25 protein-coding genes are annotated in these 26,815 nt (G+C 63.0%); 15 read left to right on the top strand and 10 right to left on the bottom strand.

The genetic code is table 11. The annotated features are described in order from the left end of the window. Positions 1 to 70: 70 nt before the first annotated feature. The 5 genes from J2Z17_RS19015 to J2Z17_RS18995 all read right to left on the bottom strand — a co-directional run bounded on the left by J2Z17_RS19015 (position 71) and on the right by J2Z17_RS18995 (position 5,062). Positions 71 to 1,132: an ABC transporter ATP-binding protein gene (locus tag J2Z17_RS19015; protein WP_209947226.1), complete on the bottom strand. Its 1,062-nt coding sequence runs from the start codon at positions 1,130 to 1,132 to the stop codon at positions 71 to 73. Between the two features lie 13 nt (positions 1,133 to 1,145). Continuing rightward, positions 1,146 to 1,928, bottom strand: coding sequence for an ABC transporter permease (locus J2Z17_RS19010; protein ID WP_209947225.1), 783 nt, complete (start codon positions 1,926 to 1,928; stop codon positions 1,146 to 1,148). Continuing rightward, entirely contained in the window at positions 1,925 to 2,818 is an 894-nt protein-coding gene (locus tag J2Z17_RS19005) for an ABC transporter permease (RefSeq protein ID WP_209947224.1), read from the bottom strand. Before J2Z17_RS19005 ends, J2Z17_RS19010 begins: the two co-directional genes overlap by 4 nt. 103 nt (positions 2,819 to 2,921) lie before the next feature. Next, entirely contained in the window at positions 2,922 to 4,028 is a 1,107-nt protein-coding gene (locus J2Z17_RS19000) for an ABC transporter substrate-binding protein (protein WP_209947223.1), read from the bottom strand. Between the two features lie 155 nt (positions 4,029 to 4,183). Further along, complete coding sequence (locus tag J2Z17_RS18995; RefSeq protein ID WP_209947222.1) at positions 4,184 to 5,062, bottom strand: MurR/RpiR family transcriptional regulator; 879 nt, start codon at positions 5,060 to 5,062, stop codon at positions 4,184 to 4,186. A gap of 189 nt (positions 5,063 to 5,251) precedes the next feature. On the opposite strand from J2Z17_RS18995, the gene J2Z17_RS18990 reads away from it, so the two are divergent. The 10 genes from J2Z17_RS18990 to J2Z17_RS18945 all read left to right on the top strand — a co-directional run bounded on the left by J2Z17_RS18990 (position 5,252) and on the right by J2Z17_RS18945 (position 15,041). Next, entirely contained in the window at positions 5,252 to 6,028 is a 777-nt protein-coding gene (locus tag J2Z17_RS18990; protein WP_209947221.1) for an N-formylglutamate amidohydrolase, read from the top strand. Between the two features lie 131 nt (positions 6,029 to 6,159). Then, positions 6,160 to 6,669 (top strand): TRAP transporter small permease subunit, encoded by a 510-nt coding sequence (locus J2Z17_RS18985; protein WP_209947220.1) that lies wholly within the window; start codon positions 6,160 to 6,162, stop codon positions 6,667 to 6,669. Next, on the top strand, positions 6,666 to 7,991 hold the full coding sequence (locus J2Z17_RS18980; RefSeq protein ID WP_209947219.1) for a TRAP transporter large permease: 1,326 nt from the start codon (positions 6,666 to 6,668) through the stop codon (positions 7,989 to 7,991). Before J2Z17_RS18985 ends, J2Z17_RS18980 begins: the two co-directional genes overlap by 4 nt. A gap of 131 nt (positions 7,992 to 8,122) precedes the next feature. Beyond that, positions 8,123 to 9,169, top strand: a complete 1,047-nt coding sequence (locus J2Z17_RS18975) for a TRAP transporter substrate-binding protein (protein ID WP_209947218.1) — start codon at positions 8,123 to 8,125, stop codon at positions 9,167 to 9,169. 114 nt (positions 9,170 to 9,283) lie between these two features. Beyond that, on the top strand, positions 9,284 to 10,651 hold the full coding sequence (locus tag J2Z17_RS18970) for a glutamine synthetase family protein (RefSeq protein WP_209947217.1): 1,368 nt from the start codon (positions 9,284 to 9,286) through the stop codon (positions 10,649 to 10,651). A gap of 84 nt (positions 10,652 to 10,735) precedes the next feature. Beyond that, positions 10,736 to 11,155 (top strand): helix-turn-helix domain-containing protein, encoded by a 420-nt coding sequence (locus J2Z17_RS18965; RefSeq protein WP_209947216.1) that lies wholly within the window; start codon positions 10,736 to 10,738, stop codon positions 11,153 to 11,155. Further along, positions 11,127 to 11,549 carry a type II toxin-antitoxin system VapC family toxin gene (locus J2Z17_RS18960; protein ID WP_245224212.1) on the top strand — a complete coding sequence of 141 codons (423 nt, stop codon included), beginning with the start codon at positions 11,127 to 11,129 and terminating at the stop codon, positions 11,547 to 11,549. Before J2Z17_RS18965 ends, J2Z17_RS18960 begins: the two co-directional genes overlap by 29 nt. A gap of 18 nt (positions 11,550 to 11,567) precedes the next feature. Further along, positions 11,568 to 12,953, top strand: coding sequence for an aldehyde dehydrogenase family protein (locus J2Z17_RS18955; protein ID WP_209947215.1), 1,386 nt, complete (start codon positions 11,568 to 11,570; stop codon positions 12,951 to 12,953). Then, positions 12,950 to 14,095, top strand: a complete 1,146-nt coding sequence (locus J2Z17_RS18950) for an iron-containing alcohol dehydrogenase (protein WP_209947214.1) — start codon at positions 12,950 to 12,952, stop codon at positions 14,093 to 14,095. Before J2Z17_RS18955 ends, J2Z17_RS18950 begins: the two co-directional genes overlap by 4 nt. Before the next feature lie 226 nt (positions 14,096 to 14,321). After that, positions 14,322 to 15,041 (top strand): ParA family protein, encoded by a 720-nt coding sequence (locus J2Z17_RS18945; RefSeq protein WP_209947213.1) that lies wholly within the window; start codon positions 14,322 to 14,324, stop codon positions 15,039 to 15,041. Positions 15,042 to 15,139: 98 nt separating this feature from the next. Here the strand turns inward: J2Z17_RS18945 and J2Z17_RS18940 are convergent, their stop codons facing one another. Continuing rightward, positions 15,140 to 15,613 (bottom strand): VOC family protein, encoded by a 474-nt coding sequence (locus J2Z17_RS18940; protein ID WP_209947212.1) that lies wholly within the window; start codon positions 15,611 to 15,613, stop codon positions 15,140 to 15,142. 111 nt (positions 15,614 to 15,724) lie between these two features. Further along, the gene (locus J2Z17_RS18935; protein WP_377300181.1) at positions 15,725 to 17,137 is read right to left on the bottom strand and encodes a L,D-transpeptidase; all 1,413 of its coding nucleotides are present in this window, start codon (positions 17,135 to 17,137) and stop codon (positions 15,725 to 15,727) included. A 173-nt stretch (positions 17,138 to 17,310) separates the two neighbouring features. Between J2Z17_RS18935 and J2Z17_RS18930 the strand changes: the two genes are divergently transcribed. The 4 genes from J2Z17_RS18930 (at position 17,311) to J2Z17_RS18915 (ending at position 20,720) form a co-directional block, all read left to right on the top strand. Then, on the top strand, positions 17,311 to 18,138 hold the full coding sequence (locus J2Z17_RS18930) for a DUF4432 family protein (RefSeq protein ID WP_209947391.1): 828 nt from the start codon (positions 17,311 to 17,313) through the stop codon (positions 18,136 to 18,138). A 96-nt stretch (positions 18,139 to 18,234) separates the two neighbouring features. Beyond that, a complete protein-coding gene (locus J2Z17_RS18925) occupies positions 18,235 to 18,573 on the top strand; it encodes a protein tyrosine phosphatase family protein (protein WP_209947211.1) in 339 nt (112 codons plus the stop codon). Positions 18,574 to 18,630: 57 nt separating this feature from the next. After that, positions 18,631 to 18,972 (top strand): RidA family protein, encoded by a 342-nt coding sequence (locus tag J2Z17_RS18920; protein ID WP_209947210.1) that lies wholly within the window; start codon positions 18,631 to 18,633, stop codon positions 18,970 to 18,972. A 185-nt stretch (positions 18,973 to 19,157) separates the two neighbouring features. After that, positions 19,158 to 20,720 carry a putative bifunctional diguanylate cyclase/phosphodiesterase gene (locus tag J2Z17_RS18915; protein WP_209947209.1) on the top strand — a complete coding sequence of 521 codons (1,563 nt, stop codon included), beginning with the start codon at positions 19,158 to 19,160 and terminating at the stop codon, positions 20,718 to 20,720. Positions 20,721 to 20,821: 101 nt separating this feature from the next. Here J2Z17_RS18915 and J2Z17_RS18910 read toward each other — a convergent pair whose 3' ends face one another. From J2Z17_RS18910 to J2Z17_RS18900, 3 genes are all read right to left on the bottom strand, one after another. Continuing rightward, positions 20,822 to 22,477, bottom strand: coding sequence for a thiamine pyrophosphate-binding protein (locus J2Z17_RS18910; RefSeq protein ID WP_209947208.1), 1,656 nt, complete (start codon positions 22,475 to 22,477; stop codon positions 20,822 to 20,824). After that, entirely contained in the window at positions 22,474 to 23,676 is a 1,203-nt protein-coding gene (gene caiB / locus J2Z17_RS18905) for a succinate--glutarate CoA-transferase (RefSeq protein WP_209947389.1), read from the bottom strand. The genes J2Z17_RS18910 and caiB overlap by 4 nt, the downstream gene beginning before the upstream one ends. Before the next feature lie 168 nt (positions 23,677 to 23,844). Continuing rightward, entirely contained in the window at positions 23,845 to 24,792 is a 948-nt protein-coding gene (locus J2Z17_RS18900) for an alpha/beta fold hydrolase (protein ID WP_209947207.1), read from the bottom strand. Between the two features lie 178 nt (positions 24,793 to 24,970). Between J2Z17_RS18900 and J2Z17_RS18895 the strand changes: the two genes are divergently transcribed. Then, complete coding sequence (locus J2Z17_RS18895; protein WP_209947206.1) at positions 24,971 to 26,716, top strand: hypothetical protein; 1,746 nt, start codon at positions 24,971 to 24,973, stop codon at positions 26,714 to 26,716. The last annotated feature ends 99 nt before the right edge of the window (positions 26,717 to 26,815 follow it).

Raw genomic sequence — 26,815 nt, 5'->3', positions numbered from 1 at the left:
CTCAAATTGTCTGACTTGTTTATGACCCGGTGGCGAGCAACGCCGGCGCGCGCACCGATCGCCCGGCGTCTCAGTCGGCCAGCACCAGAGCATGCGATTTGGCGATGCGGATCCTGACCGTTTCACCGACCATGGGCGGCTTGCGGCCGGGCTGGTTGAACATGTCGAAGGAGATCATGTGGCCGGAGACGTTGACGCGGGTGCGGATGACCGAGCCGAGGAACTGGCTGAGCGCCACCTGCCCGTCGAGGCCGACCTCGTCCGGTCCGGGCTCGCCGAGCGCAATCGCCTCGGGCCGGAGCGCTAGGTTGATCGGCTCGTTGGCGGTGCGTCCCGGCAGGGGGCGGTCCAGCGAGACCGTCTCCCGGCCGATGCGGATCGTGCCCGCGGCCGGATCGAGGACGGTCGCCTCCATGGTCGACAGCGTGCCGACGAAGGAGGCGACGAAGCGGGTGGTCGGCTGGTTGTAGATCTCGAACGGGGTGCCGATCTGGTCGGCGCGTCCGGCATTCATCACCACCACACGGTCGGAGATCGACAGCGCCTCCTCCTGGTCATGGGTGACGAAGATTGTGGTGATGCCGAGCTGCTGCTGGATCTGGCGGATTTCCTCGCGCAGCGACACGCGGATCTTGGCGTCGAGGGCAGACAGCGGCTCGTCGAGCAGCAGCACCTGCGGCTTCGGCGCCAAAGCCCGGGCCAGCGCCACGCGTTGCTGCTGGCCGCCGGAGAGCTGATAGGGATAGCGGTCGGCCAGATGCTCCAGATGGATCAGCGCCAGCATGCCCTTCACCCGCTCGGCGATCTCGGCCCGGGGCAGGCGGTCGATCTTCAGCCCGAAGGCGACATTGTCGAACACCGTCATGTTGGGAAACAGCGCATAGGCCTGGAACACCATGCCGATATTGCGCTGGTTGGGGCGCAGGCTCGACTGGTCCTGCCCGTTGATGACGATGCGCCCGCCGGTCGGCGTCTCGAAGCCCGCGACCATCCTGAGGACCGTGGTCTTGCCGCAGCCGGACGGGCCGAGAAAGGAGACGAATTCCCCCTGTTCGATCGCCATGTTGAAGTCATGCACGACCTGCACGGGCCCGAAGGATTTCTGGATATTGGTGAGGGTCAGGAAGGACATATCTTGCAAATCCTCAGGCCGGGCGCTGGGTGGTTTTCTGGAAGCGGGAGACGAGCTGGATCAGCCCGAGACAGGCCCAGGTGATGGCAAAGGCGATGACGGCGAGCGCCGCCGGCTCATAGGCGCGATTGGCACCGAGCAGCTGCATGTAGGGACCGAAGGCCGGGCGGTTCAAAAGGGCGGCCATGGTGAACTCGCCAAGCACGATGGCAAAGGTGATGAAGGCGCCCGACAGCACGGCCACCAGCACATTGGGCAGGATCACCCGAAACAGGATGCGGGTCCAGCCGGCGCCGAGGCTCTGGGCGGCTTCGGTCAGGGTCGCCACATCGATCGCGGCAAGGCCGGTGTCGACGGCGCGGTACATGTAGGGCAGGGACAGCATGGTATAGCCGAACATCAGCAGGATATTGGTGCCGAGCGCCGTTCCGGTGAGCGGCAGGATGCTCGAGGTGTTATAGAGGCGGATATAGCCGAAGACGACGACGATCGCCGGAATGACCAGCGGCAGCAGGGTGAAGAATTCGACATAGGCCCTGAGACGCGGCAGCTTCAGCCGCACCCAATAGGCGGTCGGCACCACGAGCAGCGCGCCGAACACGATGGTGAGCAGTGCCATCATCACCGAAAAGCTGAAGGTCTGCTGGAACTGCGGATCGGAGAGCACCTTGGCATAGGCGTCGAAGGAATAGACGCCGCGGCGCATCTTCAGCGAGAAATTGGTCATGCCCATCAAGGGCAGGATGAAATAGACGAGACCGATGGTCAGTGCGCCCCAGGCCCAGAACTTTCTCACTTGAGCCACCTTTCGCTGCGTGCCCGAAGCACGATGTAGACGGCATTGGCAATGCCGGTGATGACGATCATGCCGAAGGCCAGCGCATAGCCCAGATGCGGATCGCCGAGCACGTCGCCGCGGATCTGGGCAAACAAGAGAATTGGCGCGATCGACAGCGAGGAGCCGGTGAGCGCGATGGCGGTCGCGACCGCACCGAAGGCATTGGCAAACAGCAGCGCGAAGGTGCCGAGGATGGAGGGTGTGAGGATCGGCAGCGCCACCATGCGCCAGTACTGTCCGGTCGTGGCGCCGAGGATCGAGGCGGCTTCGCGCCATTCGCGCTTCAGCCCGTCGATCGCCGGCGTGATGATCAGGATCATCAGCGGGATCTGGAAGAACAGATAGGTGATCGTCAGGCCCCAGAAGGACAGAAGATTGAAGCCGAGCAGGCGCAGGTTGATGCCGAACTCGGTCTTCAGGAACATGGTGACCAGGCCGACGGGGCCGAGCGTCGCCAGGAAGGCGAAGGCGAGCGGCACGCCGGCGAAATTCGAGGCAACGCCGGAAAAGGTCATCAGCGGCCCGCGGATCCATTTCGGCAGGCCGCCGAGGATCACGGCGGTCGCCACGCCAAAGCCGATCAGGCAGCCGAGCAGGGAGGAGGCGACGCTGATCTTGATCGATATCCAGTAGGCGTTGAGGATCGAGGGGGTAAAGAGATTGGCGATGTTGTCGAGGGTGAAGGCGCCGTCCGGACGCTGGAAGGCGCCGATGACGATCTTCATCGTCGGCAGGATCAGGAACAGCAGGATGAACAGGACGAAGGGCAGGATGCCGAGCCAGTGGAGCGGCAATCGTGTGCGCAAGGGCGCCCGGTAGAGGCGCGCGCCGTCGTCGGCCTTCGTCATGTGGTTCCCCGGCCGCTTGATGTCTGCGGCTTTGTCGATTGGCGATCTGAGCATGAAGACCGCCCCGGCGGCAATGGCCGGGGCGGTCTGGCCTGGTCAACTGTTACTGGACGTTGGCGCCGACGACCTGGTCCCAGCCGCCGGTGACGGCAGCCTTGTTGGCGTCGACTTCCTCGAGCGTCGGGAAGTAGGCCTTTTCATAGGAGGCTGCCGGCGGCAGCTTGTCGAGCAGCTCCTGCGGGATCTTGCCGGCCTTGGACATGGCGTTGAAGCGGGCCGGGTGGCAATAGCCGGCAAGCCATGCGGTCTGGCCTTCGTCGGAATAGAGATATTCCATCCACAGCTTGGCGGCGTTCGGGTGCGGCGCATAGGCCGAGATGCCCTGAACATAGACGCCGGCCAGAACGCCGGAGGCGGGGACCACGACCTCGACCGGCGGGTTGCCGGCCAGCGTGTCCTTCCATGACAACGCATTGTAGTCCCAGGCAACGACGATCGGGGTCGAGCCCTGGGCCAGTGTCCCCGACTTGCCGATCACCGGCACGAAGTTGCCGGCCTTGTTGAGGTCGCCGAAATATTTGAGCCCGGCTTCACCGGCATCCTTGCCGGCCTTGGCGCCACCGGCCATGCCGGCGGCGAGCACGCCGAGGATCGCCTGGTTGGACGCGCGCGGATCACCGGCAAGCGCCACCTGGCCGGCATATTCCGGCTTCAGCAGATCCGACCAGTCGGCCGGCGTGTTGTCGACGAGATCCTTGTTCACGATCAGCGACATGACGCCGTAATAGTCGCCGTACCATGCCCCGTCGGCATCCTTGACGCTGTCCGGAATTTCGTCCCAGGTCGAGACCTTGTAGGGCATCAGCAGGCCTTCGGCCTTCATCTGCGGACCGAAGGCGAGACCGACGTCGACGACGTCAGGCGCCTGCGGGCCCTTGTTGTCCTTGTTGGCCTTGACGGCTTCGACCTCGTCGGCCGAGCCGGCATCGGGGTTCAGCTCGTTGACCTTGATCTCCGGATATTTCGCCTTGAAGCCGTCGATCACCTTGCCGTAGCCGCACCAGTCGTGCGGCAGGGCGATGGTGGTCAGCGCGCCTTCCTTCTTGGCCGCGTCGACCAGCTCGGCTGCCGGTTCCGCGGCGGCGATGGAGGTCGATGCAATGAGTGCTGCTGTGGATGCCGACAGCAGGCGGGTAAATGTATGGTACACGATCCTTCTCCTCAGTTTTCAAGGTCGCCTTGGCGAGCGACTGATAGTCGTCTTCGATGAACGTGATGTGACGGTCTCATAGGGCGCGCAGCCTGCGCATTCCCTTGCTTTATCTCCCTGTATTTTCTGACCTTATCCCCTCCCTGCCGATAGGCTTATGGCGACCGCAGGCGGCGGAACAGCCGCGCCTGTTCGAACAGTCCCTCCAGCGTTGCCATGCGCTCGCGCGTCTCGTCCCAGGCTGCACTCTGCACCGCCTCGATCAGCGTTTCCACGACGAACAGCGCCACCACCGACGAATCCCAGGCCGACGGCGCCTCGATATGCAGCTTGAAGCAGTGACGCGCATGCTTGGCGACCGGCGAGGTCCAGGTATCGGTAAACAGCACGATCTCGATGCCATTGGCGCCGGCGACGCGGGCGAGCGTCTCCATGTCCGCCTCGTAGCGGCGGATGTCGAAGATGATCAGTACGTCGCCGGCCGCCATGTTCAGCACATGCTGCGGCCAGGAGCCGGAATTCGACGACATCAGCGTCGTCTTCGGACGGATGACCTGCATGTGGGTGAAGAAATATTCGGCAATCGCTCCGGTGATGCGGCCGCCGACGAAATAGACCGCGCGCTTCTTGTCGCAGAGCAGGCGCACGACGCCGTCGAAGGTGCCGGTGTCGATCTCCGACAGGCTCTGGCGCATATTGTTCATCACCGCGTCGGCGAAACGGTTGATGATATGCGTGCCGGGCGCATTGAGCGCCCAGCGGTCGTGCTTGGCGATCGGGTTGGATAGGCTCGCCTCCAGTTCCTGGTGCAGCCGGCCCTGGAATTCGCCATAGCCCTTGAAGCCCAGCTTCTGCACCATGCGCGCGACCGTCGGCGTCGAGACGCCGGCGTTTTCCGCAACCGTGGTGATGCTGCCGAGACCGGAAACCGGGTAATTGTCGAGCAGGCTTTCGGCCAATTGTCGCTCGGCGCGCGTCAGTTCGTCGAAGCGCGCATGTATGACATCCGAAACGGTTCTGACTGACGTATTCACCCTGATGCGGCCCGATGTTTCCCCTTGAGCGGTATTGCCGCTTTCGGTGCTGACTATTGCGCGCCGCGCGGCAGGCCGTCAATTCAAAACGTGAAGAGATTTTTTCAGTTCGGCGATTGACATGCCCGGCTCATTGAAGAATTCTTTTCGGCAATTCCCGCCCACCGCAATCTCGAGGATCCCGCCTGCATGCTGCTTCGCTCGGACATATTGACGTCAGCTGACGGCGCGCCTGTCGCGGTCGAGCGCGTCGATGCGTCCGGTCCGGTGCTGATCGTCTGCGAGCATGCGTCGCGCCGCCTGCCTGACAAGGCCGGCACGCTCGGCCTGTCCTCGGAAGCGCTCGAAAGCCATATCGCCTGGGATCCCGGCGCGCTTGCGGTTGCCCGGCACATGTCCGGGCGTCTCGACGCCAGCCTGATCCACCAGCGTTTCTCGCGGTTGATCTACGACTGCAACCGGCCGCCCGACAGCGCTTCCGCCATGCCCGAGATGAGCGAGATCTACGACATCCCCGGCAATCGTGACCTCAGCGTTGCCGAGCGCTATGCCCGGACATCCGCTCTCTATGTGCCGTTCCATGACCGGATCGCCGCCGAGATCGAGGCCCGGGCCGGGCGCGGCCAGGCAACGGTGCTGGTGACCGTCCACAGTTTCACCCCGGTCTATATGGGCAAGTCGCGGGCGGTCGAGATCGGTATCCTGCACGACGATGACAGCCGGCTGGCCGATGCCATGCTGACCGCAGGCGAGGGGAATTCGGACTATCGTCTCGGCCGCAACGATCCTTACGGTCCCCGCGACGGCGTCACCCATACGCTGCGGCTGCACGCCCTGCCACGCGGACTGATGAACGTGATGATCGAGGTGCGCAACGACCTGATCGCGAACGAGGCCGACCAGCAAAAGGCGGCGAGCTATCTGAGCGCGCTGTTGCAGTCGGCCCTGTCGGAGGCCGCGCCTTAAGGACAGCAGAGACACCACCAACGCCACCAGTTTGCATACGACAAAAAGAAAGTGGGAACGCATGCGGGCAGGAATGAACAATGAGAGGGCCGGGCCGCCGGTCGCGGTGCCGGACGCCGGGAGGCGGACGGATGCCTGAGGCGGTGAAGCGTTACATCTGGTTTGTCGACGGGTTCAACCGTCGGCTCGGCCGCATCGTCATGTATGGCATCTTCGTGTTGATGGGCATCCTGCTCTATTCGTCGCTGTCGAAGGCCTTCCTGCTGCCGGCCAACTGGACGCTGGAAATGGCCCAGTTCGTCATGGCCGGCTACTATATCCTGGGCGGCGCCTATTCGCTGCAGCTCGACAGCCATGTGCGGATGGATCTGGTCTATGGCCAGTTCTCGCCGCGCACCAAGGCAATCTTCGACGTCTTCACCATCTTCATGCTGTTCGTTTATCTGTTCTTCCTGCTCTATGGCGGCGTCTCCAGCACCACCTATGCGCTGGAATTCAACGAGACCAGCTATTCCTCCTGGTCGCCCTATATGGCGCCGATCAAGATCATCATGGTGGTCGGCATCCTGCTCACCTTCCTGCAGGCGACCTCGATCTTCCTCAAGGATCTGGCCGTCGCCATCGGGAGGCCGATCGCATGAGCTACGAGATGATCGCCCTGCTCATGTTCTCCTCGATGATGCTGTCGATGCTGACGGGACAGCGGGTGTTTGCCGCGATCGGCTTCGTCGCCGTCGTGGCCGCTGCCGTGCTCTGGGGCAATGGCGGCTTCGAGCTCGGCTTTTCCGCCGGCATGAAGCTGATGAAGTGGTATCCGTTGCTGACCCTGCCGCTGTTCATCTTCATGGGCTACATGCTGTCGGAATCGGGTATCGCGGAAGACCTCTACAAGGCCTTCCATGTCTGGTTCGGCGGCCTGCCCGGCGGTCTTGCCGTCGGCACGATCGGTCTGATGGTGGTCATCTCCGCGATGAACGGGCTCTCGGTCGCCGGCATGGCGATCGGGGCGACCATCGCGCTGCCGGAACTGCTCAGGCGCGGCTATGACAAGATCATGGTGTCGGGTGTCATACAGGCCGGCTCGTCGCTCGGCATCCTGGTGCCGCCGAGCGTGGTGCTGGTGCTTTACGGCATGATCGCCCGCCAGCCGGTCGGCAAGCTGTGGATGGCTGGCGTTTTTCCGGGCCTGCTGCTGGCGGCGATGTTCATCATCTACATCCTGATCCGCTGCAAGCTGAACCCGGAGCTCGGCCGCGCTTTGCCGCCGGAAGAGCGCGCCATGCCGCTGATCGACAAGCTGAAGCTGCTGCGCGCCGGCATCCTGCCCTTCGTCATCTTCTTCCTGATGATGGGCCTGTTCGTCATGGGCATCACCAGCCTGGTGGAAAGCTCGGCCGTCGGTGCACTGTCGGCCATGGTGGCGGCTGCCATCAAGGGCAGGCTCAACTGGGCGGTCTGGAACAAGGTGCTCGAACAGACGCTCGGCATTTCCTGCATGTTCATGTGGATCATCCTGGCGGCGCTCTGCTTCGGGGCCGTGTTCGACGGTCTCGGTGCTGTCCGGGCGATCGAGCACCTGCTGGTCGGCGAACTGGGACTAGGCCCCTGGGAGATCCTGATCCTGATGCAGATCTCCTATCTGATCATGGGCACCTTCCTCGACGACACGGCCATGTTGGTGATCGTCGCGCCGCTCTACATTCCTCTGGTCGGCAAGCTCGGTTTTGATCTCGTCTGGTACGGCGTGCTCTACACGATCACCTGCCAGGTGGCCTACATGACGCCGCCCTTCGGCTACAATCTGTTCCTGATGCGGGCCATGGCGCCGCCGGAGATTCGGCTGATCGACATCTACAAATCCGTCGTGCCCTTCGTCGCGATCATGATTCTCGGGCTGGCGATCGTCACCGCCTTCCCGTCGATCGCGACCTGGCTGCCGAACCATGTCTATGTGCGGGGGTGAGGGGGCAAACTTCAGACGTCCGACACGACGACAGTCAACAAGAGGCCGGCCAACGGCCCCATTCGCCAACCTTCCGCCGACCGATCGACGGGGGCAACCGAGTAAGAACAGATTGAAGAGGGAAACAGACAATGACCAACAGACGTAATTTTCTGAGGAAAGCCGGCCTTGCCGCCGCCGCCACACCGGTGGCCCTGGCAGCGCCCTATGTGAAGGCGCAGGACAAGAAGATCACCTGGCGCCTGCAGACCTATGCCGGTGCGGCGCTCGCCGAAGAGGTCGTGCGCCCCTGCGTCGACGCCTTCAACAAGGCGGCCAACGGCCAGATGGAGATCCAGCTCTACACCGCCGACCAGCTGGTGCCGACCGGCGAACTGTTCCGCGCCATGCAGGCCGGCACCATCGATGCCGTCCAGTCGGACGACGATTCGATGAACTCGCCCGTCGACATCAAGGTGTTCGGCGGCTACTTCCCGTTCGCCTCGCGCTACAGCCTCGACGTGCCGACGCTGTTCTACAAATACGGTCTCGCCGATATCTGGGACGAGGCCTATTCCGAGGTCGGCGTGAAGTGGCTCTCGGCGGGCGCCTGGGATCCGTGCAACTTCTCCACCAACAAGCCGATCAAGTCGCTGGCCGACCTGAAGGGCCTCCGGGTCTTCACCTTCCCGACCGCCGGCAAGTTCCTCGAGCAGTTCGGCGTCATCCCGGTGACGATCCCCTACGAGGATACGCCGGTCGCCATGCAGACGGGCGAAATCGATGCTGTCGCCTGGTCGGGCATCACCGAAGTGCATACGGTGGGCTGGGAAAGCGTGGTGAAATACTTCCTCACCAACAACATCTCCGGCGGCTGGTGCGGCTCGTTCTTCGCCAATGCCGATCGCTGGAAGGAAGTGCCCGAACACCTGCAGGCGCTGTGGAAGGTCTGCATGGACAGCTCCCACTATCACCGCCTGCACTGGTATTGGGGCGGCGAGGCGGCCCTGCGCGCCGGCGAAAGCCCGCTGGAGCTCACCACCATTCCGGATGCCGAATGGAAGACCGTCGAAGACAAGGCGCACGAGTTCTGGGACGAGATTGCAGGCCAGACCGAGCGCACCGCCAAGGTCGTCAAGATCCTCAAGGACTACCAGACCGTGATGGAAAAGGCAGGACCGCCCTACCGCTACGGCTGAGCCGTGGGGCTTGCCCGATATCGACACCGTCCGGGGCTCGCAGGGCCCCGGATATCCGTTTGAACACGAGAGGCTTTTTGCCGGGGTTTGCCCGGAGAATTCAGGATTGGACCGATGACTGCGCCCTATAGCTTTGACGCACTGAAACAGGATGTCGCCGAAGGCCATATCGACACCGTGCTCGCCGTGATGGTCGATATGCAGGGACGGCTGATGGGCAAGCGGTTCCAGGCCGAGTTCTTCGTTGAAAGCGCCTATGAGGAAACCCATAGCTGCAACTATCTGCTGGCGACCGACATGGAGATGGAAACCATCTCCGGCTACAAGGCGACGAGCTGGGAAAAGGGCTATGGCGACTACACGATGAAGCCCGATCTTTCGACGCTGAGGAAAACGCCCTGGCTGGACGGCACCGCACTGGTGCTCTGCGACGTGCTCGACCATCACACCCATGCCGAAGTGCCGCATTCGCCGCGCGCCATCCTGAAAAAGCAGGTGGCGAGGCTTGAAGCCATGGGGATGAAGGCCTTCATGGCCTCGGAACTGGAATTCTTCCTGTTCGACCAGACCTTCGAACAGGCGCAGGCTGCGGGTTACCGCGACCTGAAGCTCGCCAGCGCCTATAACGAGGACTACCACATCTTCCAGACGACCAAGGAAGAGGATGTGATGCGCGCGATCCGCAAGGGTCTGCAGGGCGCCGGCATTCCGGTGGAGAACTCCAAGGGCGAGGCCTCCGCCGGCCAGGCGGAGATCAATGTCCGCTACGGCGAGGCGCTCGTCATGGCCGACCGGCACGTGATCATCAAGAATGCCTGCAAGGAGATCGCCTGGTCGAAAGGCAAGTCGATCACATTCCTCGCCAAATGGCATTATGACGCGGCGGGTTCTTCCTCGCACATCCACCAGTCGCTCTGGTCGCTCGACGGCAAGCCGCTGTTCTTCGACAAGGACAGCGAGTCCGGGATCTCGGATCTGATGCGCAACTACATGGCGGGGCTCCTCGCCCATGCCGGCGACATCACCTATTTCCTGGCACCCTATATCAATTCCTACAAGCGCTTCGTTGCCGGCACGTTCGCGCCGACCAAGGCGATCTGGTCGAAGGACAACCGCACGGCCGGCTACCGCCTCTGCGGCGAGGGCACCAAGGCGATCCGCGTCGAGTGCCGCGTCGGCGGCTCCGATCTCAACCCCTATCTCGCCATGGCGGCGCTGCTTGCGGCCGGCATCGACGGGATCGAGAAGAAGATGACGCTCGAACCGGAATTCTCCGGCGATGCCTATGCCGCCCAGGATGCCCGCGAGATCCCACGCACGCTGCGCGATGCGACCACAGCGCTGAAGGGCTCCGACATGCTGCGCGCGGCCTTCGGCGACGACGTGATTGACCATTATGTCCGGGCAGCCGAATGGGAACAGGAGGAATATGATCGCCGGGTGACGGATTGGGAGGTCGCACGCGGATTCGAGAGGGCTTGAGGTTATCGCAATGCGTGCTGCCTTCATTGTCGAAACCGCAACGAAATGCTAGTTTAGCGTGTGTTTCGCTCTGGAGATCGTGGGATGGCAATCGACAGCGAATGGTTCTATCGCATGCTGGAGGAAAAGGGGACATCGGCCCGGGCGCTTGCGGACTTTCTCAACCTCGACCCGAGTTCCGTCTCGCGCATGCTGAAGGGCGAGCGCAAGATGAGCGCGGAGGAGCAGGACGGCATAGCCGCATTTCTAGGCCTGTCGCTGGACACGGTGGCGATGCACCGGCGTGGGGAGTGGGGCGGGTTTGGCGAGCAGGGGCAGGAGGCACTCGATATGGGAGGAGCGCCCGAACAGGAGGATGTGGTGGCAAAGCGAGAAAGTTTTCTTGAACGCATTCGCCATCGCATGGCGGGTACCGTCACCGTTGCGCCTGGGGTGGATCTGACGGCCCCCGCAGATCCGGAATGGGGACGGGTCTATGATGACGAACACCCGATATCTTTTTGACACCTGCCTGATCTTGTATCTGGCGAGGTCGGAACGGTTAGGCGTGGCGGCGGAGACCGCATTGGAGGAGAGTAGCGACAGGAGTGACGTCCTATATCTGAGTGCCTTTTCGGCTTGGGAGATTGGATTGCTGGTGGCAAAGGGTCGGCTGACCCTGACGCAGCCGCCGCTGTCGTGGTTCGAACGGTTTGCGATGGAGCATGAAGTGTCGGTGCTGGATGTTTCGGTGGATCTGCTGGTGGGATCTTCTTTCCTGCCGCAACCGCTGCATGGTGATCCCGCCGACCGCATCCTCATCGCCACCGCGCGCGAACATGATTTGACGATCATCACCCGCGACCGCGCCATTCTGGACTATGGCGCGGCGGGTCATGTGAAAGTACTGGCCTGCTGAGGCCGAAGGAGAAGACTGATGACGATGTTGCAATGTATCTCGCCTGTGGACGGTTCGGTCTATGCCGAGCGCGAGGCGATGAGCCTTTCGGCGGCGATCGAAGCCGTGGCGCGTGCGCGCAAGGCGCAGAAGGCCTGGGCCCGCCGGCCGCTCGAAGATCGAGTCCAGCTGGTGCTGAAGGGCGTGGCGCGGCTGAACGAGATGGTCGATGACGTGGTGCCGGAACTCGCCCATATGATGGGCCGCCCGGTGCGCTACGGTGGCGAGTTCAAGGGCTTCAACGAGCGCTCCAACTATGTCGCCGACATTGCAGCCGACGCGCTGAAGCCGCTGGTGATCGAGGAGAGCGCCGCCTTCGAGCGCCGTATTGAGCGCGAACCGCATGGCGTGGTCTTCGTCATCGCGCCGTGGAACTATCCCTATATGACCGCGATCAACACGATCGCGCCGGCGCTGATGGCCGGCAATACGGTGGTGATCAAGCATGCCACCCAGACGCTGCTGGTCGGTGAGCGCATGGTGCGCGCCTTCGTCGAAGCCGGCGTGCCCGACGACGTCTTCGTCAATCTCTTCCTCGATCACCCGACGACCAATGCCCTGATTGCCGCCGGCAATTTCAACTTCATCAACTTCACCGGTTCCGTCGAAGGCGGCCGCTCGATCGAGCGGGCGGCAGCCAGCACCTTTGCCGGCCTCGGCCTGGAGCTCGGCGGCAAGGACCCCGGCTATGTGATGGAGGATGCAGACCTGGATGCCGCCGTCGACACGTTGATGGATGGCGCCACCTTCAATTCGGGGCAGTGCTGCTGCGGCATCGAACGCATCTATGTGCATGAGAGCCTCTACGATCAGTTCGTCGAGAAGTCCGTTGCCTGGGTGTCGAACTACAAGCTTGGCGATCCGCTCGACCCGGAGACGACGCTGGGGCCGATGGCGCATCGCCGTTTTGCCGCCCATGTGCGCCACCAGATCGATGACGCGGTGTCCAAGGGGGCCAAGGCGCTGGTCGATCCCAAGCTTTTCCCTCAGGATGACGGTCATGCCTATCTGATGCCGCAGATCCTGGTGAATGTGGATCATTCCATGTCCTTCATGCGCGAGGAGACCTTCGGCCCGGCCGTCGGCATCATGAAGGTGAAGACCGACGACGAAGCCCTGACGCTGATGAACGACAGCCCCTATGGCCTCACCGTCTCGCTGTGGACCAAGGACGCGGAGCGGGCAGGGCGGCTCGGCCGCGAGATCGACACCGGCACCGTGTTCATGAACCGGGCCGACTATCTTGATCCGGCACTCTGCTGGACCGGCTGCAAGGATACCGGGCGCGGCGGATCGCTGTCCGTCCTCGGTTTCCAGAACCTCACACGACCGAAATCCTACCATCTGAAGAAAGTCACCCAATGAATATCGTCGCCAACTGGAGCTACCCCACCAATGTCCGGATCGGCCGTGGCCGCATTTCCGAGCTGGCGGATGCCTGCAAGTCGCTCGGCATGCAGAAGCCGCTGCTGGTGACCGATCGTGGCCTTGCGACGATGGCGATCACGGCGGCCGCACTCGAGGTACTGGAAGAGGGCGGGCTGGGCTCGGCGCTGTTTGCCGACGTCGATCCGAACCCCAACGAGATCAATCTCGAAGCAGGCGTGAAAGCCTACAAGGCCGGCGGCCATGACGGCGTCGTCGCCTTCGGCGGCGGCTCGGGGCTGGATCTCGGCAAGGCGATTGCCTTCATGGTCGGCCAGACGCGGCCGATCTGGGACTTCGAGGACATCGGCGACTGGTGGACCCGGGCGGATGCTTCGAAGATCGCGCCGATCGTCGCCGTACCGACCACGGCCGGCACCGGTTCGGAAGTCGGCCGCGCCTCGGTGATCACCAATTCGGTAACCCATGTGAAGAAGATCATCTTTCATCCGAAGATCCTGCCGGGTGTCGTCATCTGCGATCCGGAGCTGACCTTCGGCATGCCGAAATCGATCACCGCCGGCACCGGCATGGACGCCTTTGCCCATTGCCTGGAGGCCTATTGCTCGCCGTTCTATCATCCGATGAGCCAGGGCATCGCGCTGGAGGGCATGCGGCTGGTCAAGGAGTTCCTGCCGCGGGCCTATCATGACCAGGTGGACGCGGAAGCGCGCACCAACATGATGTCGGCTGCCGCCATGGGCGCGGTCGCCTTCCAGAAGGGGCTCGGCGCCATCCATGCCCTGTCGCATCCGATCGGTGCCGTCTATAACACCCATCATGGCACGACGAATGCCGTGGTGATGCCGATGGTGCTGGCGTTCAACCGGCCGGCGATCGAGAAGAAGATCGACAAGCTGGCCGCCTATCTGGACATCGCCGGCGGCTTCGACGGTTTCTGCGACTACGTGACGGCGCTGCGCGCCGAACTCAATATTCCGGCCACCCTCACGGCACTCGGCGTGGGCAACGACCGGATCGACGAACTGGCGGCCATGGCGATCGAGGATCCGAGTGCAGGCGGGAATCCGGTGCCGCTGACGCTGGAAAACACCAGGGCGCTGTTCGAAAGCTGCTATTAATCTATCAAATATCGCTAATATTAAATATTCTTCCGGAGCGATCCGGAAGAATTTTTCATTATTTGCAAGGGCTTGGAAAAATCACTGAAAACTAAACCACAACTCTCATGGGGAGTGTTTTAGCGCTTTGTTAACCATAAAGTTTAATCCTTGAGACATGAGCAGCCATGAGGGGCTCGACGAGAGCGATGACCAGGCTCAGGCACTTTGATCTTGAGGAAATAGCATGCCAGTGATTTCGTTTGCCAATGCCAAGGGTGGCGCCGGGAAAACCACCGCAGCCCTGCTTCTTGCCACCGAACTCGCACATCAGGGTTACCGGGTCGCGATTCTCGATGCGGACCCGCAGCGCTGGATTACCCAGTGGTTCGAGCTTTCCGGGGTGCAGCGCAATCTCGAAGTGATTTCGGAGGTCTCGCTGGCTTCGCTGCAAGGACATCTGCGCGAGCTGAAATCGACCACCGACTACATCATCGTCGATCTGGCAGGCGCCCGTGACGCGCTGGTAACGGCGGCGATCGGCCTGTCCGATCACGTGATGATCCCCGTCCAGGGCTGTGCGATGGATGCCAAGGGTGCGGCCCAGATCCTCGACCTGATCAAGCTGATGGAAAGCACCGGCCGGATGGTCATTCCGCATTCGGTGGCGCTGACGCGGGTCACATCGATGGTCACCACCCGTGCGCTGTTGGCCGTCAAGGGACTGCTGGCCGCCCGCGGCGTCAATGTCATCAATACACCGATCGTCGAGCGTTCCGCCTACCGCGATCTCTTCGACCATGGGGGCACGCTCTATTCCATGGATCCCACCCGGACCAGCAATATCGACAAGGCGCAGGAAAATGCCCGCAGCTTTGCCGACGAGGTCCTTCAGCTTCTGCCGGTGCGCGTCATGCGCAGTCAGGAACCCCGCCGATTCCTGCGTCTCGTACGCAGCGCCGCTTGAGCCTCGTATAAAGGTAGTGCGTATCAGGCCATGAGAAAGCCGCCCCGCCAGGGCGGCTTTCTTCATGTCTCGCCCGGGGTGCGGTCCTTTATCGGCTTTCAGGAGGCGTATTGCCGCCAGGCGGTCAGACTGCGGATGCCAAAAGCCCGGTCCGGGGGCTGGGGCAGAACGTGCAGAGCCTCCAGCGAATGGCCATCGGGGTCCTTGAAATAAAGCATCATCGCCGGCACCCATCCGATCACGACGGGCTCTTCGACGGCCTCGCCGTGAAAGCCGAGGGGTGAGATGCCGGCGTCGCGCAGCCGGCTGCAGCCGTCCAGCAGCCATTCCTCGCTGGCGTGGAAGGCAAAATGCAGCCGCATGCCGAGAGGTGCAGTACCGGTTTCCCACAGGCCGAGCATGCCGCTCTGCTTGCCGCCCACCCAGAAGAAGGCGACACGACGCTCGTCGTTCGTATAGGCGCGCTCCAGGCCCAGCCGGTTTTCATAGAAGTCGATTGCCCGTTCCAGGCGGGCGACGGGAAGGTGGGTTTCATAGAGGCCGGTGACGCCATCCTTGCCGAATGCAGACATGCCATGCTCCTGATCATCCTGTTGAACGATCCGGAAAGGCTACGGCCTCAACCATGGTTCAGGTCAAGGCCGTCGGTTGGCATGGCAAGCGGCAGGGGCAGGCTGTCCGGCTTATTCCGTGAACTCGACCGTGACGCCCGGCTTGACCATCTTGGCCAGTTCGGTCGCATCCCAGTTGGTCAGGCGCACGCAGCCATGGCTCTGGGTGCGGCCGATCAGCGACGGCTCCGGTGTCCCGTGAATGCCGTAGGTCGGCTTCGACAGCGCCATCCAGACGGTGCCGACAGGCCCGTTCGGGCCCGGCGGAATGGCCAGAACCTTGTCATTGCCGCCCTGCTTGAAGTTGACCTTCGGGTTGTAGGTGTAGCCCGGATTGAAGGCCACGCGGTCGACCGTCACGGTGCCGGACGGCGAGGGGGTGTCGGAAGAGCCGATACTGGCCGGATAGGCCGCGACGAGATTGCCGCTCTCGTCATAGGCACGAACCTGCTTGAGGCCCTTGTCGGCGATGATCTTGGCAACCTGGCCGGATTTGGCCGGACCGGGATCGACCACCTTGATATTGGTGCCGGGCACGGTGAAGTCGACGCCCGGATTGAGCTCCTTCAGATAGCCTTCGTCCATATGGAATTTTTCGGCCAGCATTTCGGTCTGCGAGGTGTAGGCGAGGGAGGGGAGCTGGGCCTTTTCGGCGTAGTCTTCCGGGATCGAGGCCACATAAGGGCCGGCCGCATCGCCGGCGCTGATGGTGTAGGTGGTAAACGCCATGCCGCCGGACAGCCGCAGCCGCTGGATGATGTCGTCGGAATTGTTCGGGTCCAGCGTCTCGCCGCTGATCTTCTCCCAGGAGACGATCGCCTTGTTGACGTTCTGGCCCATCTTGCCATCGATCACGCCGGGGGAGACGCCTTCACGGTCGAGAAACACCTGGAGGGCGGTGATCTCGTTGCGCGACAGCTTGCCGACCGGAATTTCCGGCTGGGCCGTCTTGGTCATCGGCTGCATTTCCTGCCCCTGATCCGAATACTGCGAATCGGGTTCCGGCAGCATTGACGGTTCGTCGAGCGGCTGCCGGTCGATCTGCGGATCGGCAGGCACCGTGCCGGTGACGACGCCGTCGCCGAAATCGGCATTGGTCGAGGCATAGCCGCTGTCCTGGCCATAGCCCGGATCGACACCGGGCGGCACGCGCTGCGGCTGGTCCATGGAATAGTCGTTTTGCGGCTGGGCCCGCGGGAAATAGCTGCGGGCCGGAACTTCGGTCGCCACGACATTGCCGTACTGATCGATGAGGACGTTGCGGCCCTCCGTGTCGACGCGCACCGTGACGCTGCCGCGTTCGGGCACATAGTCGAGAATCTCACCCTGCGGCGTCACCAGCAGAGTACGCTGCTGTTGCTGCGGCTGGGCTTGACGCCGGAAGATCATCTGTGCCGATGCGTCTGTGAGGGGTGCGATCGTCGCGCCGATCGCAACAGCGACCATCGGGTACGAGAGCCATCCAAGTGTCACATTCTTCTTCATATTATCCAAATCCAAGCCCGGCTGATTGCCCGTTTGACAGTTAACGCCAAAAGATGAATTGATGCTGAACCGTTTGTTAACGGGCTCCCGTTGATGCGGGATAACTGTGGCATTGCAATGCCTTCACGACAGTAAAAACGTGGGGGCGGCAAAAAAGTTCGCACGGGGCGAATATCATGGAATTCAAGGCTGCCCGGGGACCGCGTCTGTCCCTCGATCCCACCTCTGTGCTCGACATCCGCGCCTGCGTGGTTGAAGGCACGGATCTGGCGCCGGGCCGGGCGATCCCGGACGATGGCGATCCCCGTATCGACCACTCGCTGGAAGGTTTTCTGTTTACCTGCGGACCCGATCATATCCGCCATCCCGAACGGATGGAGGCGAGAAGCGAGCGCCGCTATCCGCTGCATGGCTCGTTTTCCGGTCATGCTGCCGATCTGCTGGACGAATCGCTCGAAGACAGCGCCGACTGCCGCGGTCGCATCGCGGTGGCCCTGGCCAATGGCGGGACGGCGGTGATGAACCGTCACTGGCATATTGACGCGGAGACCGGCGTCGTTCACCTGAAGGACTGCGTCACCAATACGTCCGGCGAGCCGTTTCCCGGCATGTTGATGTACCACATCAATATCGGCTCGAAGCATTTCGACGACAACACCAGACTGGCCGGCGCGATGATCGAGGGCGGCGAGATCGGCTGGCGATTCGGCGATCCGGCCGGGGGGCTGTTCTGCGTCGAGGCAGGCCATGGCGGCTGGGCGGAAGTGCGTCTCGGGCCGCTGGCCAGGGCCGGCGGGAAGACCCTTGTCGTCCGTTTCCGCACCGACACGCTGCCTTATCTGCAGGTCTGGCACAATCAGAACGACCCGGCGGCCGTGCTCGGGCTGGAGCCGGTATCGCACCGCATGGCAAGTCGCGACGAGCTTGCAAAGCGCGGCGAGCTGACGATGCTGATGCCCGGCGAAACCTGGGATTATGCGCTGCAGATCGCGTTTGTCTGACGACCGGTTCGCTCTCGTCGTCCGGTGCTTGGCAATTGACGGGCCGGCGCGCGCGGCTTAGACAAAGCGGACTTTCACGCGGAGGAAAATTTGGCCATGGATATCAGGCAGGTCAGCGAAGAATACGCCGTTTCCGGTCAGATCACTGTCGCCGATCTCGACGAGATCAAGGCGAAGGGTTTCAAGTCCGTGGTCTGCCATCGCCCCGATTTCGAAGAGCCGGGACAGCCGACCTTCGACTCGATCAAGGCGCGTGCCGAGGAACTCGGGCTGCAGATCACCCATATCCCTGTCGGACCGATGGGGATTACCGAAGAGACCGTTCGCGGCATGATGGATGCGCTCGACGATCTGGATCGCCCGATGCTCGGCTATTGCCGGTCTGGCGCCCGCTCGACGGCTGCCTACCAGCACACGCTGCACCTGCGCGGCTGATATCTGCCCGGCGGGCGTCCTGCTCGCCCATTGTTTTCACTAGCATAGGAGTTTTGCATGACCATCAAGCGTCTCGAAGTGGGTGCCCGCATGAGCGGCATCGTGATCCACGGCGACACCGTCTATCTCTCGGGCCAGGTCGGCGAGGGCGAGACCGTTACCGACCAGTGCAAATATGCCCTGGCCGAAGTCGACCGTCTTCTGGCTGCAGCCGGCACCGACAAGACCAAGATCCTGCAGACACTGATCTATCTGTCGGACATGTCGGACTTCGCCGAAATGAATGCTGCCTGGGAAGCCTGGATCGATCCGGCCAACACTCCGGCGCGCGCGACCAGCGAAGCCAAGCTTGCCGCACCGAAATACAAGGTCGAATTCACGGTTACCGCAGCCGTCTGAGGCTTTCGGCCACCTGATATTCGCACGGCGGCTGCTTTTGGAAGCGGCCGCCGTTTTTTGTTTATAAGTAACTCTTAATGTTTTGACGATATTCCCGACACTGGCGCCATGCCCAAAAGGCGCAGCAGTTGGGTCGGAAGCGGCTGCGTTTTCTGGCCATGATGGCTCTTTCCGAGGGTTGGAATATGCTGGCGTCCACACTCTTTGGTAAAAGGGCTCGTATCGAGGCCGCCGTCCTGTTTTCCCTGTGTTTCGGCGTCTGGGCTGTTCTCGCCTATTTCGACCTGTTCGAACTGGTGATGAAATTCGTCGTCGCCCATGACAATTACCAGCTCGACGAGGTGGTGCTGGCGCTGGTCTTTGTCGGTCTCGGCAGCCTGATGTTCTCGGTCCTGCGGTCGGTAGAACTGTACGGCGTCATCCAGGCGCGTCTGACGGCCGAGCAGGATCTCGACTGGCTTGCGCTGCATGATCCGCTGACGCGGCTCGGCAATCGCCATCAACTGGAAAAGGTTGTCGAAGCGGCCAACCGGGCGCCGCGAAAAGAGCCCTGTATCGTTCATTCCATCGATCTTGACGGTTTCAAGAGGGTCAACGACATGCTGGGCCACGATGTCGGCGACCTCGCGCTGTTCGAGGCGGCGCGACGGCTGGCGCAAGCCTATGCCGGTCTTCCGGTCTATCGGGCCGGCGGCGACGAATTCATCATCCTGCAGTTCTCCGGCGACGAGGGCGCAGGACAGGCCATGGCGCAGGCGGCGCTCGACGGCCTTCGCCAGCCCCTGACGCTGATGGACAGCCCTGTGGAACTCGGCGCCAGTATCGGCATTGCCGCCACCGGCGACGAGAGGCAAGACCTGCGGATCGCGATGCAGCATGCCGACGCGGCGATGTATGTTGCCAAACGCGGCGGACGCAACCAGCTGGTCCGCTTCGAGGATTCGATGAATTATGCGCTTCGGCGGCGCATCTCGATGGAGCACGGGTTGCGCCAGGCGCTGCGGGACGGCAGCATCACGCCTTTCTATCAGCCGCTGATCGACCTGAAATCCGGCGACGTCAACGGTTTCGAGGCTCTGGCGCGTTGGTGGTGGAAAGGCGAGGAGGTGCCGCCGGCGGAATTCGTCACGCTGGCCGAGGAAACCGGTCTGATCGTCGAACTCGGCGAGCAACTGCTGCACAAGGCCTGCGCCCAGGCCGCCACATGGCCGGCCTATATCACCCTGGCCTTCAATATCTCGCCCGTTCAGTTTCGCGATCCGGCCCTTGGGCTGCGCATCCTGCAGGTTCTCGGCGAGACCGGCCTGCCGGCAGAGCGGCTGGAGATCGAGATCACCGAGACAGCGCTGATGATCGACCCGCAACAGGCCGAGGACATGCTGGCCGCCCTTCAGTCCGCCGGGATCCGCGTCGCGCTCGATGATTTCGGCACCGGATTTTCCAGTCTGTCGCAGCTTTCGCGCTTCCGCTTCGACAAGATCAAGATCGACCGCAGCTTTGTCGTCAATTTCGAGAGCGACGAGAAGCAGGCGAAGATCATGCGGGCCCTGCTCGGGCTCGGCCATGGTCTCGGTCTTTCCACGACGGCCGAGGGCATCGAGAGCGAAAGCCAGCTGAAGGCCCTGACGCAGCTCGGTTGCGATGTCGGCCAGGGCTATCTGTTTGGTCGTGCCCTTCCGGCAAGTGCCGTCGATTCGGTTTTCTTCGACGGCCGCAGCCACCAGGGGCCGACACGGGCCCGGCAGTAGGTCGGCCGGTGCCGGCGTGAGCCGGCCCCTTCGCGCATCAAATCATGCACTTCCCAAACTGAGTCCGTTGACAGTTCTATCGTCTTGAGACGAAAGTCTTGTTAGCGACTGCTTGCGGAGATTTCGCTCAGCGTGCGCGCCGGCGTGATCGCTTCCGGGTCGAGCTTGATGTCGAGGATCGAAGGCTTGCCGGAGGCGCGGGCCCGCTCGAAGGCGGCAGCGAAATCAGCCGTCGTTTCGACCGTTTCCCCGTGGCCGCCATAGGCGCGGGCGAGATCGGCGAAATCCGGATTGGTCAGATCCGTCGCGCTGACGCGTCCCGGGTATTCCCGCTCCTGATGCATGCGGATCGTGCCGTATATGCCGTTATTGACCAGCAGCACGATGATCGGCAGCCCATAGCGAACGGCGGTCGCAAATTCCTGGCCGTGCATCATGAAGCAGCCGTCGCCGGCAAAGCAGACCACCTCGCGTTCCGGGTGAAGCGCCTTGGCGGCAACTGCCGCCGGCAGGCCATAGCCCATCGAACCGGATGTCGGTGCGGCCTGCGTGCCATATCGGCGGAAGCGGTGGAAGCGATGCACCCAGGTCGCGTAATTGCCGGCGCCATTGGTGAAGATGGTGTCGTCGGCGGTGTTGTCCTCGATCCAGGCCATGATCGGGCCCATCTGCACGGCGCCGGGGCCGGTCTTCGGCGGAGTCGACCAGGCGCGGTAGGACTGGTGCATCGCCTCTGTCCGCTGCGCGCGTTCCGCATCGGGACGGAGATCAAGCTCACCCAGCGCCTCGACGAAACTTTCGGGGCTGGCGCAGATCGCCAGATCCGGCCGGTAGACGCGGCCAAGTTCGGACGGATCCGGATAGACGTGGATCAGTGTCTGCTGCGGGTAGGGGATATCCATCAGCCTATAGCCGGAGGAGGGCATTTCCGACATCCGTCCGCCGACCAGCAGGATCAGGTCGGCCTGCTTGATCTCCTGTGCCAGCGCCGGATTGATGCCGATCCCGACATCGCCGGCATAGGATGGGTGCAGGTGGTCGAAGAGCATCTGGCGGCGGAAGGAGCAGCCGACGGGCAGGTGATGCCTGCCGGCGAAGTCGCCCATGGCGGCCACGGTTTCCGGCGTCCAGCGGGTGCCGCCGAGGATGAGCATCGGACGCTTGGCATCGCCGAGCAGTTCGGCAAGTTCGGCCATCTGGCGGCGGCCGGGATGTGCCTCGACGACCGTGTAGGGCTGCGCCTCGACGGCCTCGACCTCGCGTACCAGCATGTCTTCGGGCAGCGACAGCACGACCGGCCCGGGCCGGCCGGAGGTGGCGATGGCAAAGGCGCGGGTGACGAATTCGGGGATGCGGGCGGCATCGTCGATCTCGCCGACCCATTTGGCGAATTCGGTAAAGGCGCGGCGATATTCGACCTCCTGAAAGGCTTCGCGCTCGCGGGCATCGCTCTGCACCTGACCGATGAACAGGATCATCGGGATGGCATCCTGACGGGCGATATGCAGGCCGGCCGAGGCATTGGTGGCGCCGGGGCCGCGGGTCACCATGCAGATGCCGGGCTCACCGGTCAGGCGGCCCCAGCAGTCGGCCATCATCGCGGCTCCGCCTTCCTGGCGGCAGACCACGGTCTCGATGCCGCTGTCATAGAGCGCGTCGAGAACGGCGAGATAGCTTTCCCCCGGAACGCAGGAGATGCGCGAAACGCCATTGGCCTTGAGGGCATCGACGATCAGTTGGCCGCCTGTCTTTTTCATGTCGAAGCCTTTCGCTTGATGTCGGCAAGTTCGCTCAGGATTTCATCGCGGTGTTCGCCGATCCGCGGGCTCGGTCGCTGGTAGGCAAGCGGTGTCTTCGACAGCATGATGGGGCTGCGGACACCGGGGATCTCGGTGCCCGCCTTGTCCCTCAGCGTGATCTTCAGGCCACGCGCCTCGATCTGTGGGTCCTCGAACATTTCGTCTATCGAATTGATCGGACCGACGGGGACCGCATGGGTTTCGCAGGCAGCTATCAGGTCAGCCTTTGTCCATTTGGCGGTTTCGGCGGTGACCAGGGCGCGCACGGCATCGCGATTGGCGACACGCGCCTTGTTGGTCGAAAACAGTTCGTCCCTTGCGGCCGCTTCCAGCCCGAGGATCGTGCAGAGACGGGCGAACTGCCCGTCATTGCCGACCGCCAGAATGAGGTAGCCGTCGGCGGCCGGCACGACCTCGTAGGGGCTGATATTGGGATGTGCATTGCCAAGCCTGCCGGGGGCCTTGCCGGAGATCAGGTAGTTCATGTTCTGGTTGGCCAGCACCGAGGCCATGACGTCGAGCAGCGCCATGTCGACATGCTGGCCCTCTCCGGTCTTCATCGCATGGATGAGCGCTGCCTGAATGGCGGTGACGGCATAGACGCCGGTAAAGATGTCGGCGATCGCGACGCCCGCCTTCATCGGCTCGCCATCCGGCGTGCCGGTGACCGACATGAAGCCTGACATGCCCTGGACGATGTAGTCGTAACCGGCGCGGTCGGCATAGGGACCGTCCTGGCCGAAGCCGGTAATCGAGCAATAGATCAGTTTCGGATTGATGGCTTTCAGGCTGTCGTAGTCGAGGCCGTATTTCGCCAGGCCGCCGCGCTTGAAATTCTCGATCACCACATCGGCGCTGGCGATCAGGTCGCGCACGGTCTGGCGGCCGTCTTCGGTGCGGAAGTCGATGTCGATCGAGCGCTTGTTGCGGTTGGCCGAATGGTAATAGGCAGCCGACAGATGCGCGCCGTCTGCGCCCTCGACGAAGGGCGGGCCCCAGGCGCGGGTCTCGTCGCCGCCATCGGGGTTTTCCACCTTGATCACGTCGGCGCCGAGATCGGCCAGCATCTGTCCCGCCCAGGGGCCCGCCAGCACGCGGGCCAGTTCGATGACGCGGACGCCTTGCAGAGGGGGAGGGCTGGTCGTCGTCTCGGTCATCAGGGTCTCCGCAAGAACTGGCATCTCGTGGCTCCCCTGCCGGAACGCGGCATGAACATGACGCAAAGGCAAAGGCACCGCGTCTGCTATAGCCGCCCCGGCGACAGGGCGCACGTGAAGAAATCTCATGCGGTCATTCCGCAGTGGACGCAGCAGGCTTTGCAGGGCTCAACCGGATGGCTGCAGCCGGCGCTTGACGGCCGCCTCGCACCAGTCGGCGAATTCTCCCATCGCCGCCTCCCGGCCGACCTCCTGCAGCGTTTCATGGCGCATGTCGGGATAGATCTGACAGGTCACGCGGCTGAAGCCGCTGGACGACAGCCGGCGCGCAAGCCATTCGACGTCGCGCCCGCCATGGGTTGCCGGGTCCTGCCGCCCGCCGACCAGATTGATCGGCAGCGCTTTCGACAGGGCCGAGATCGCGCTGTTGCGGAATGGACGTTCGGTCAGTTCGAACACGTCGTCCCACATCGACACGCTCACATCGAAGCCGCAGAGCGGGTCGTCGGCAAAGCGGCGGCCGACCTCGGGGTCCGAACTCAGCCAGTCATGATCGCCCTTGTGCCCGGGGATCTGGTTGTTCCAGGCGTGGAAGGTCGCCCTGGGCAGGATCGCGCTCGGCACGTCCGAACCCTTCAGCATGCGCTCCACGGCCAGCACGGCACGGGCGAAACGCCCGGGCAGCCCGGTGTTGAACCGCGAGTTCCAGATGGCCACCGCGGCAAAGCCGTCGGGTTTTGCGATGGCGGTGTTGAGGGCAATGACGCCGCCCAGCGAATGGCCGAACAGGATGACCGGCAGGTTCGGGTGATCGGTCACCGCCAGTTCGCGCATCGCCAGCACGTCGTCGATCACCTTGTCCGGGCCGTTCTTCAGGGCAAACCGCCCGAGCGGGCGGTCCGGCGAGCTGGTCCGCCCGTGGCCGCGATGATCATGGGCATAGACGTGATAGCCGAGCGAGGCCATGCCCCGGGCAAAGTCCTCGTAGCGCCCGGAATGCTCGGTCAGGCCGTGACAGATGATGATGATTGCCTTTGGCGGCGCGGTCGTCGCTGCATGATGATAGGCCAGCAGAACCCCGGTCGGGCTCGACAGACGTCTGGTCTCTGAAAACACGTGCCTCTCCCCAGTCCCCAGCCGATTATTCAACCGGCCAAGGATTTGTCCAGCGAATTATGAATTTGGTAATATGCAATCCAGAATAGTGACGCTTCGTCACGGGTTGCATCGCAGGGTGCTCCGGCCAGGATCCTGTTCGTTAAGATCTATTTTCCAGATACGTTCGAGTGTTGTCTTGAGTTTCCTCCCGATCCGTTTTTCGACCAGGGCCATTCCCTATCTGGTTTTCGTCCTGGCCGCCCTCGGGCTCGCCCTGGTGGAAAGCCTGGGAGGCGGGGTCGATCTGCATGACATCGATGACATGATGCGCGCGGTCGAGGTCCAGCGGCTTTTCGAAGGGCAGGGCTTTTACGATCTCAGCCTTCCGATGATCGCCATGCCGGGGCCCTACATTGCCCCATGGTCGCGACTTGTCGACATCCCCTATGTCGTTCTGGGCGCCCTGTTCGCCGGCGTTGCCGGTGCGGATGCCGGCTTGCGGCTCGCTTTCCTGGTCTGGCCGCCGTTGATGCTGTGTGGTTTTGCCGCGACATTGCTCTGCGCCATGCGCCAACTGGCGCCGCCGGACAAGCCGCTTCGAACCGGCGAGGCAACGCTCGCGCTGCTGCTGCTGGTCGCTGGGGTCAACGAATTCGCGCCGGGCCGCATCGATCACCACAACGTTCAGATGCTGCTTGTCATGACGATTCTCTGCGGCATCAGCGTCTGGTCCCGGCGCGGTGCCTGTCTCGCCGGGGTCGCCAGCGTGCTGTCGGTTGCCGTCGGCCTCGAAATGCTGCCGCTCGTCGCCCTTGTCATGCTCGCGGTCGCCATGGCCTTCGTTTTCGACGGCGACAAGGCACGCGGTTTCGCGCGCGGCTATGCGGTGACAGTGCTGGTCATGGCGCCGCTGTCAGCCCTGCTGTTGCTGGGCCCTGATGGCGCGAGCCGGACAAGTTGCGATGCCTATTCTGCGCCTTACGTGTCCGGATTTATCGGCTATGGCCTTGGCCTGGCGATCGTTTCGCTGGTGCCGGCCTCGTCATCGCGGTGGATGCGCCTTGCCCTTCTCGGGCTTGCAGGGGCTGGCGTCTGCGGCGGCCTGGCTTTTTCCTTCCAGACATGCCTGGCGGGTCCCTATGTCGCCGTCGATGGCCTGACCCGTTCCTTGTGGCTCGACCAGATCCGTCAGGAGCATTCCGCCTTTTCCCTGCTGTCTGGCGGCGACTGGAGCTTCGTGGGGGCCTATTTCGCACCGTCAGTCCTGTTGCTGTTGCTGATCCCGGCGCTGCAGCGGCGCATACGCCTGGCCGACACACGGACGATCCTGCTGTATGCGGTCGCCGTCGGGCTGGTCGTGCTGGGTTGCCTGCAGCTGCGATTCGGCCGTTTCATGGGGCTCGGTGTTGCCGTCCTGTTTCCGCTGCTGTTGCGGCAATGGAGGGATGACCGGCAGGTGATGGTCTCGTGGCTGGCGGCGTCCACCGGTGCCTGGGTCGCAGCGGTCGCCGCGATCGTGCTTGTCTTTCCGTCCGGCCCTCCGCTGCTGTCCGTCTTCGAGGGGAGATGCAAGAATGCCGACCTCTCCGTTCTGCACGCACTGCCTCCGGGCAGGTTTCTGACGCCGCCGCGGGTCGGCATGGCGATGCTGCCGGAGTTGAGCCCCGGCCAGAGCATTTCCTCGGTGCCGTTCCACAGGGCAGCACCCGGCATCCACCGTGCCCTGGTCGCGCTTTTGGCCGATGATCCCGAAAGCCGCGCGGCAGCATTTCGGCCGTTCGACTATGTCGCGCTCTGTCCGCAGACACTCCCGGACGCCTATCAGCACACGGTCTTCTCGGCGCTGCTGGCCGGAAAGGGCTGGCCGGGCGTGTTCAGGATCGACAACCCGACCCCGTCGAATTTCCGGGTCTACCGGATCGATCACACCCACCTTCGCTGATTCACCCGATTGCAGTGGCCAAACCGCTTGCCGGTTGCCCCGGCGCGGCCTTTCGCCTACATAGCGGGGCAAATCCCCAACGCATTTGCGGAGTATTCA

Source organism: Heterorhizobium halophytocola, assembly GCF_017873095.1.
Classification (GTDB): domain Bacteria; phylum Pseudomonadota; class Alphaproteobacteria; order Rhizobiales; family Rhizobiaceae; genus Allorhizobium; species Allorhizobium halophytocola.
This window is presented reverse-complemented; position numbering and strand designations above follow the sequence as displayed.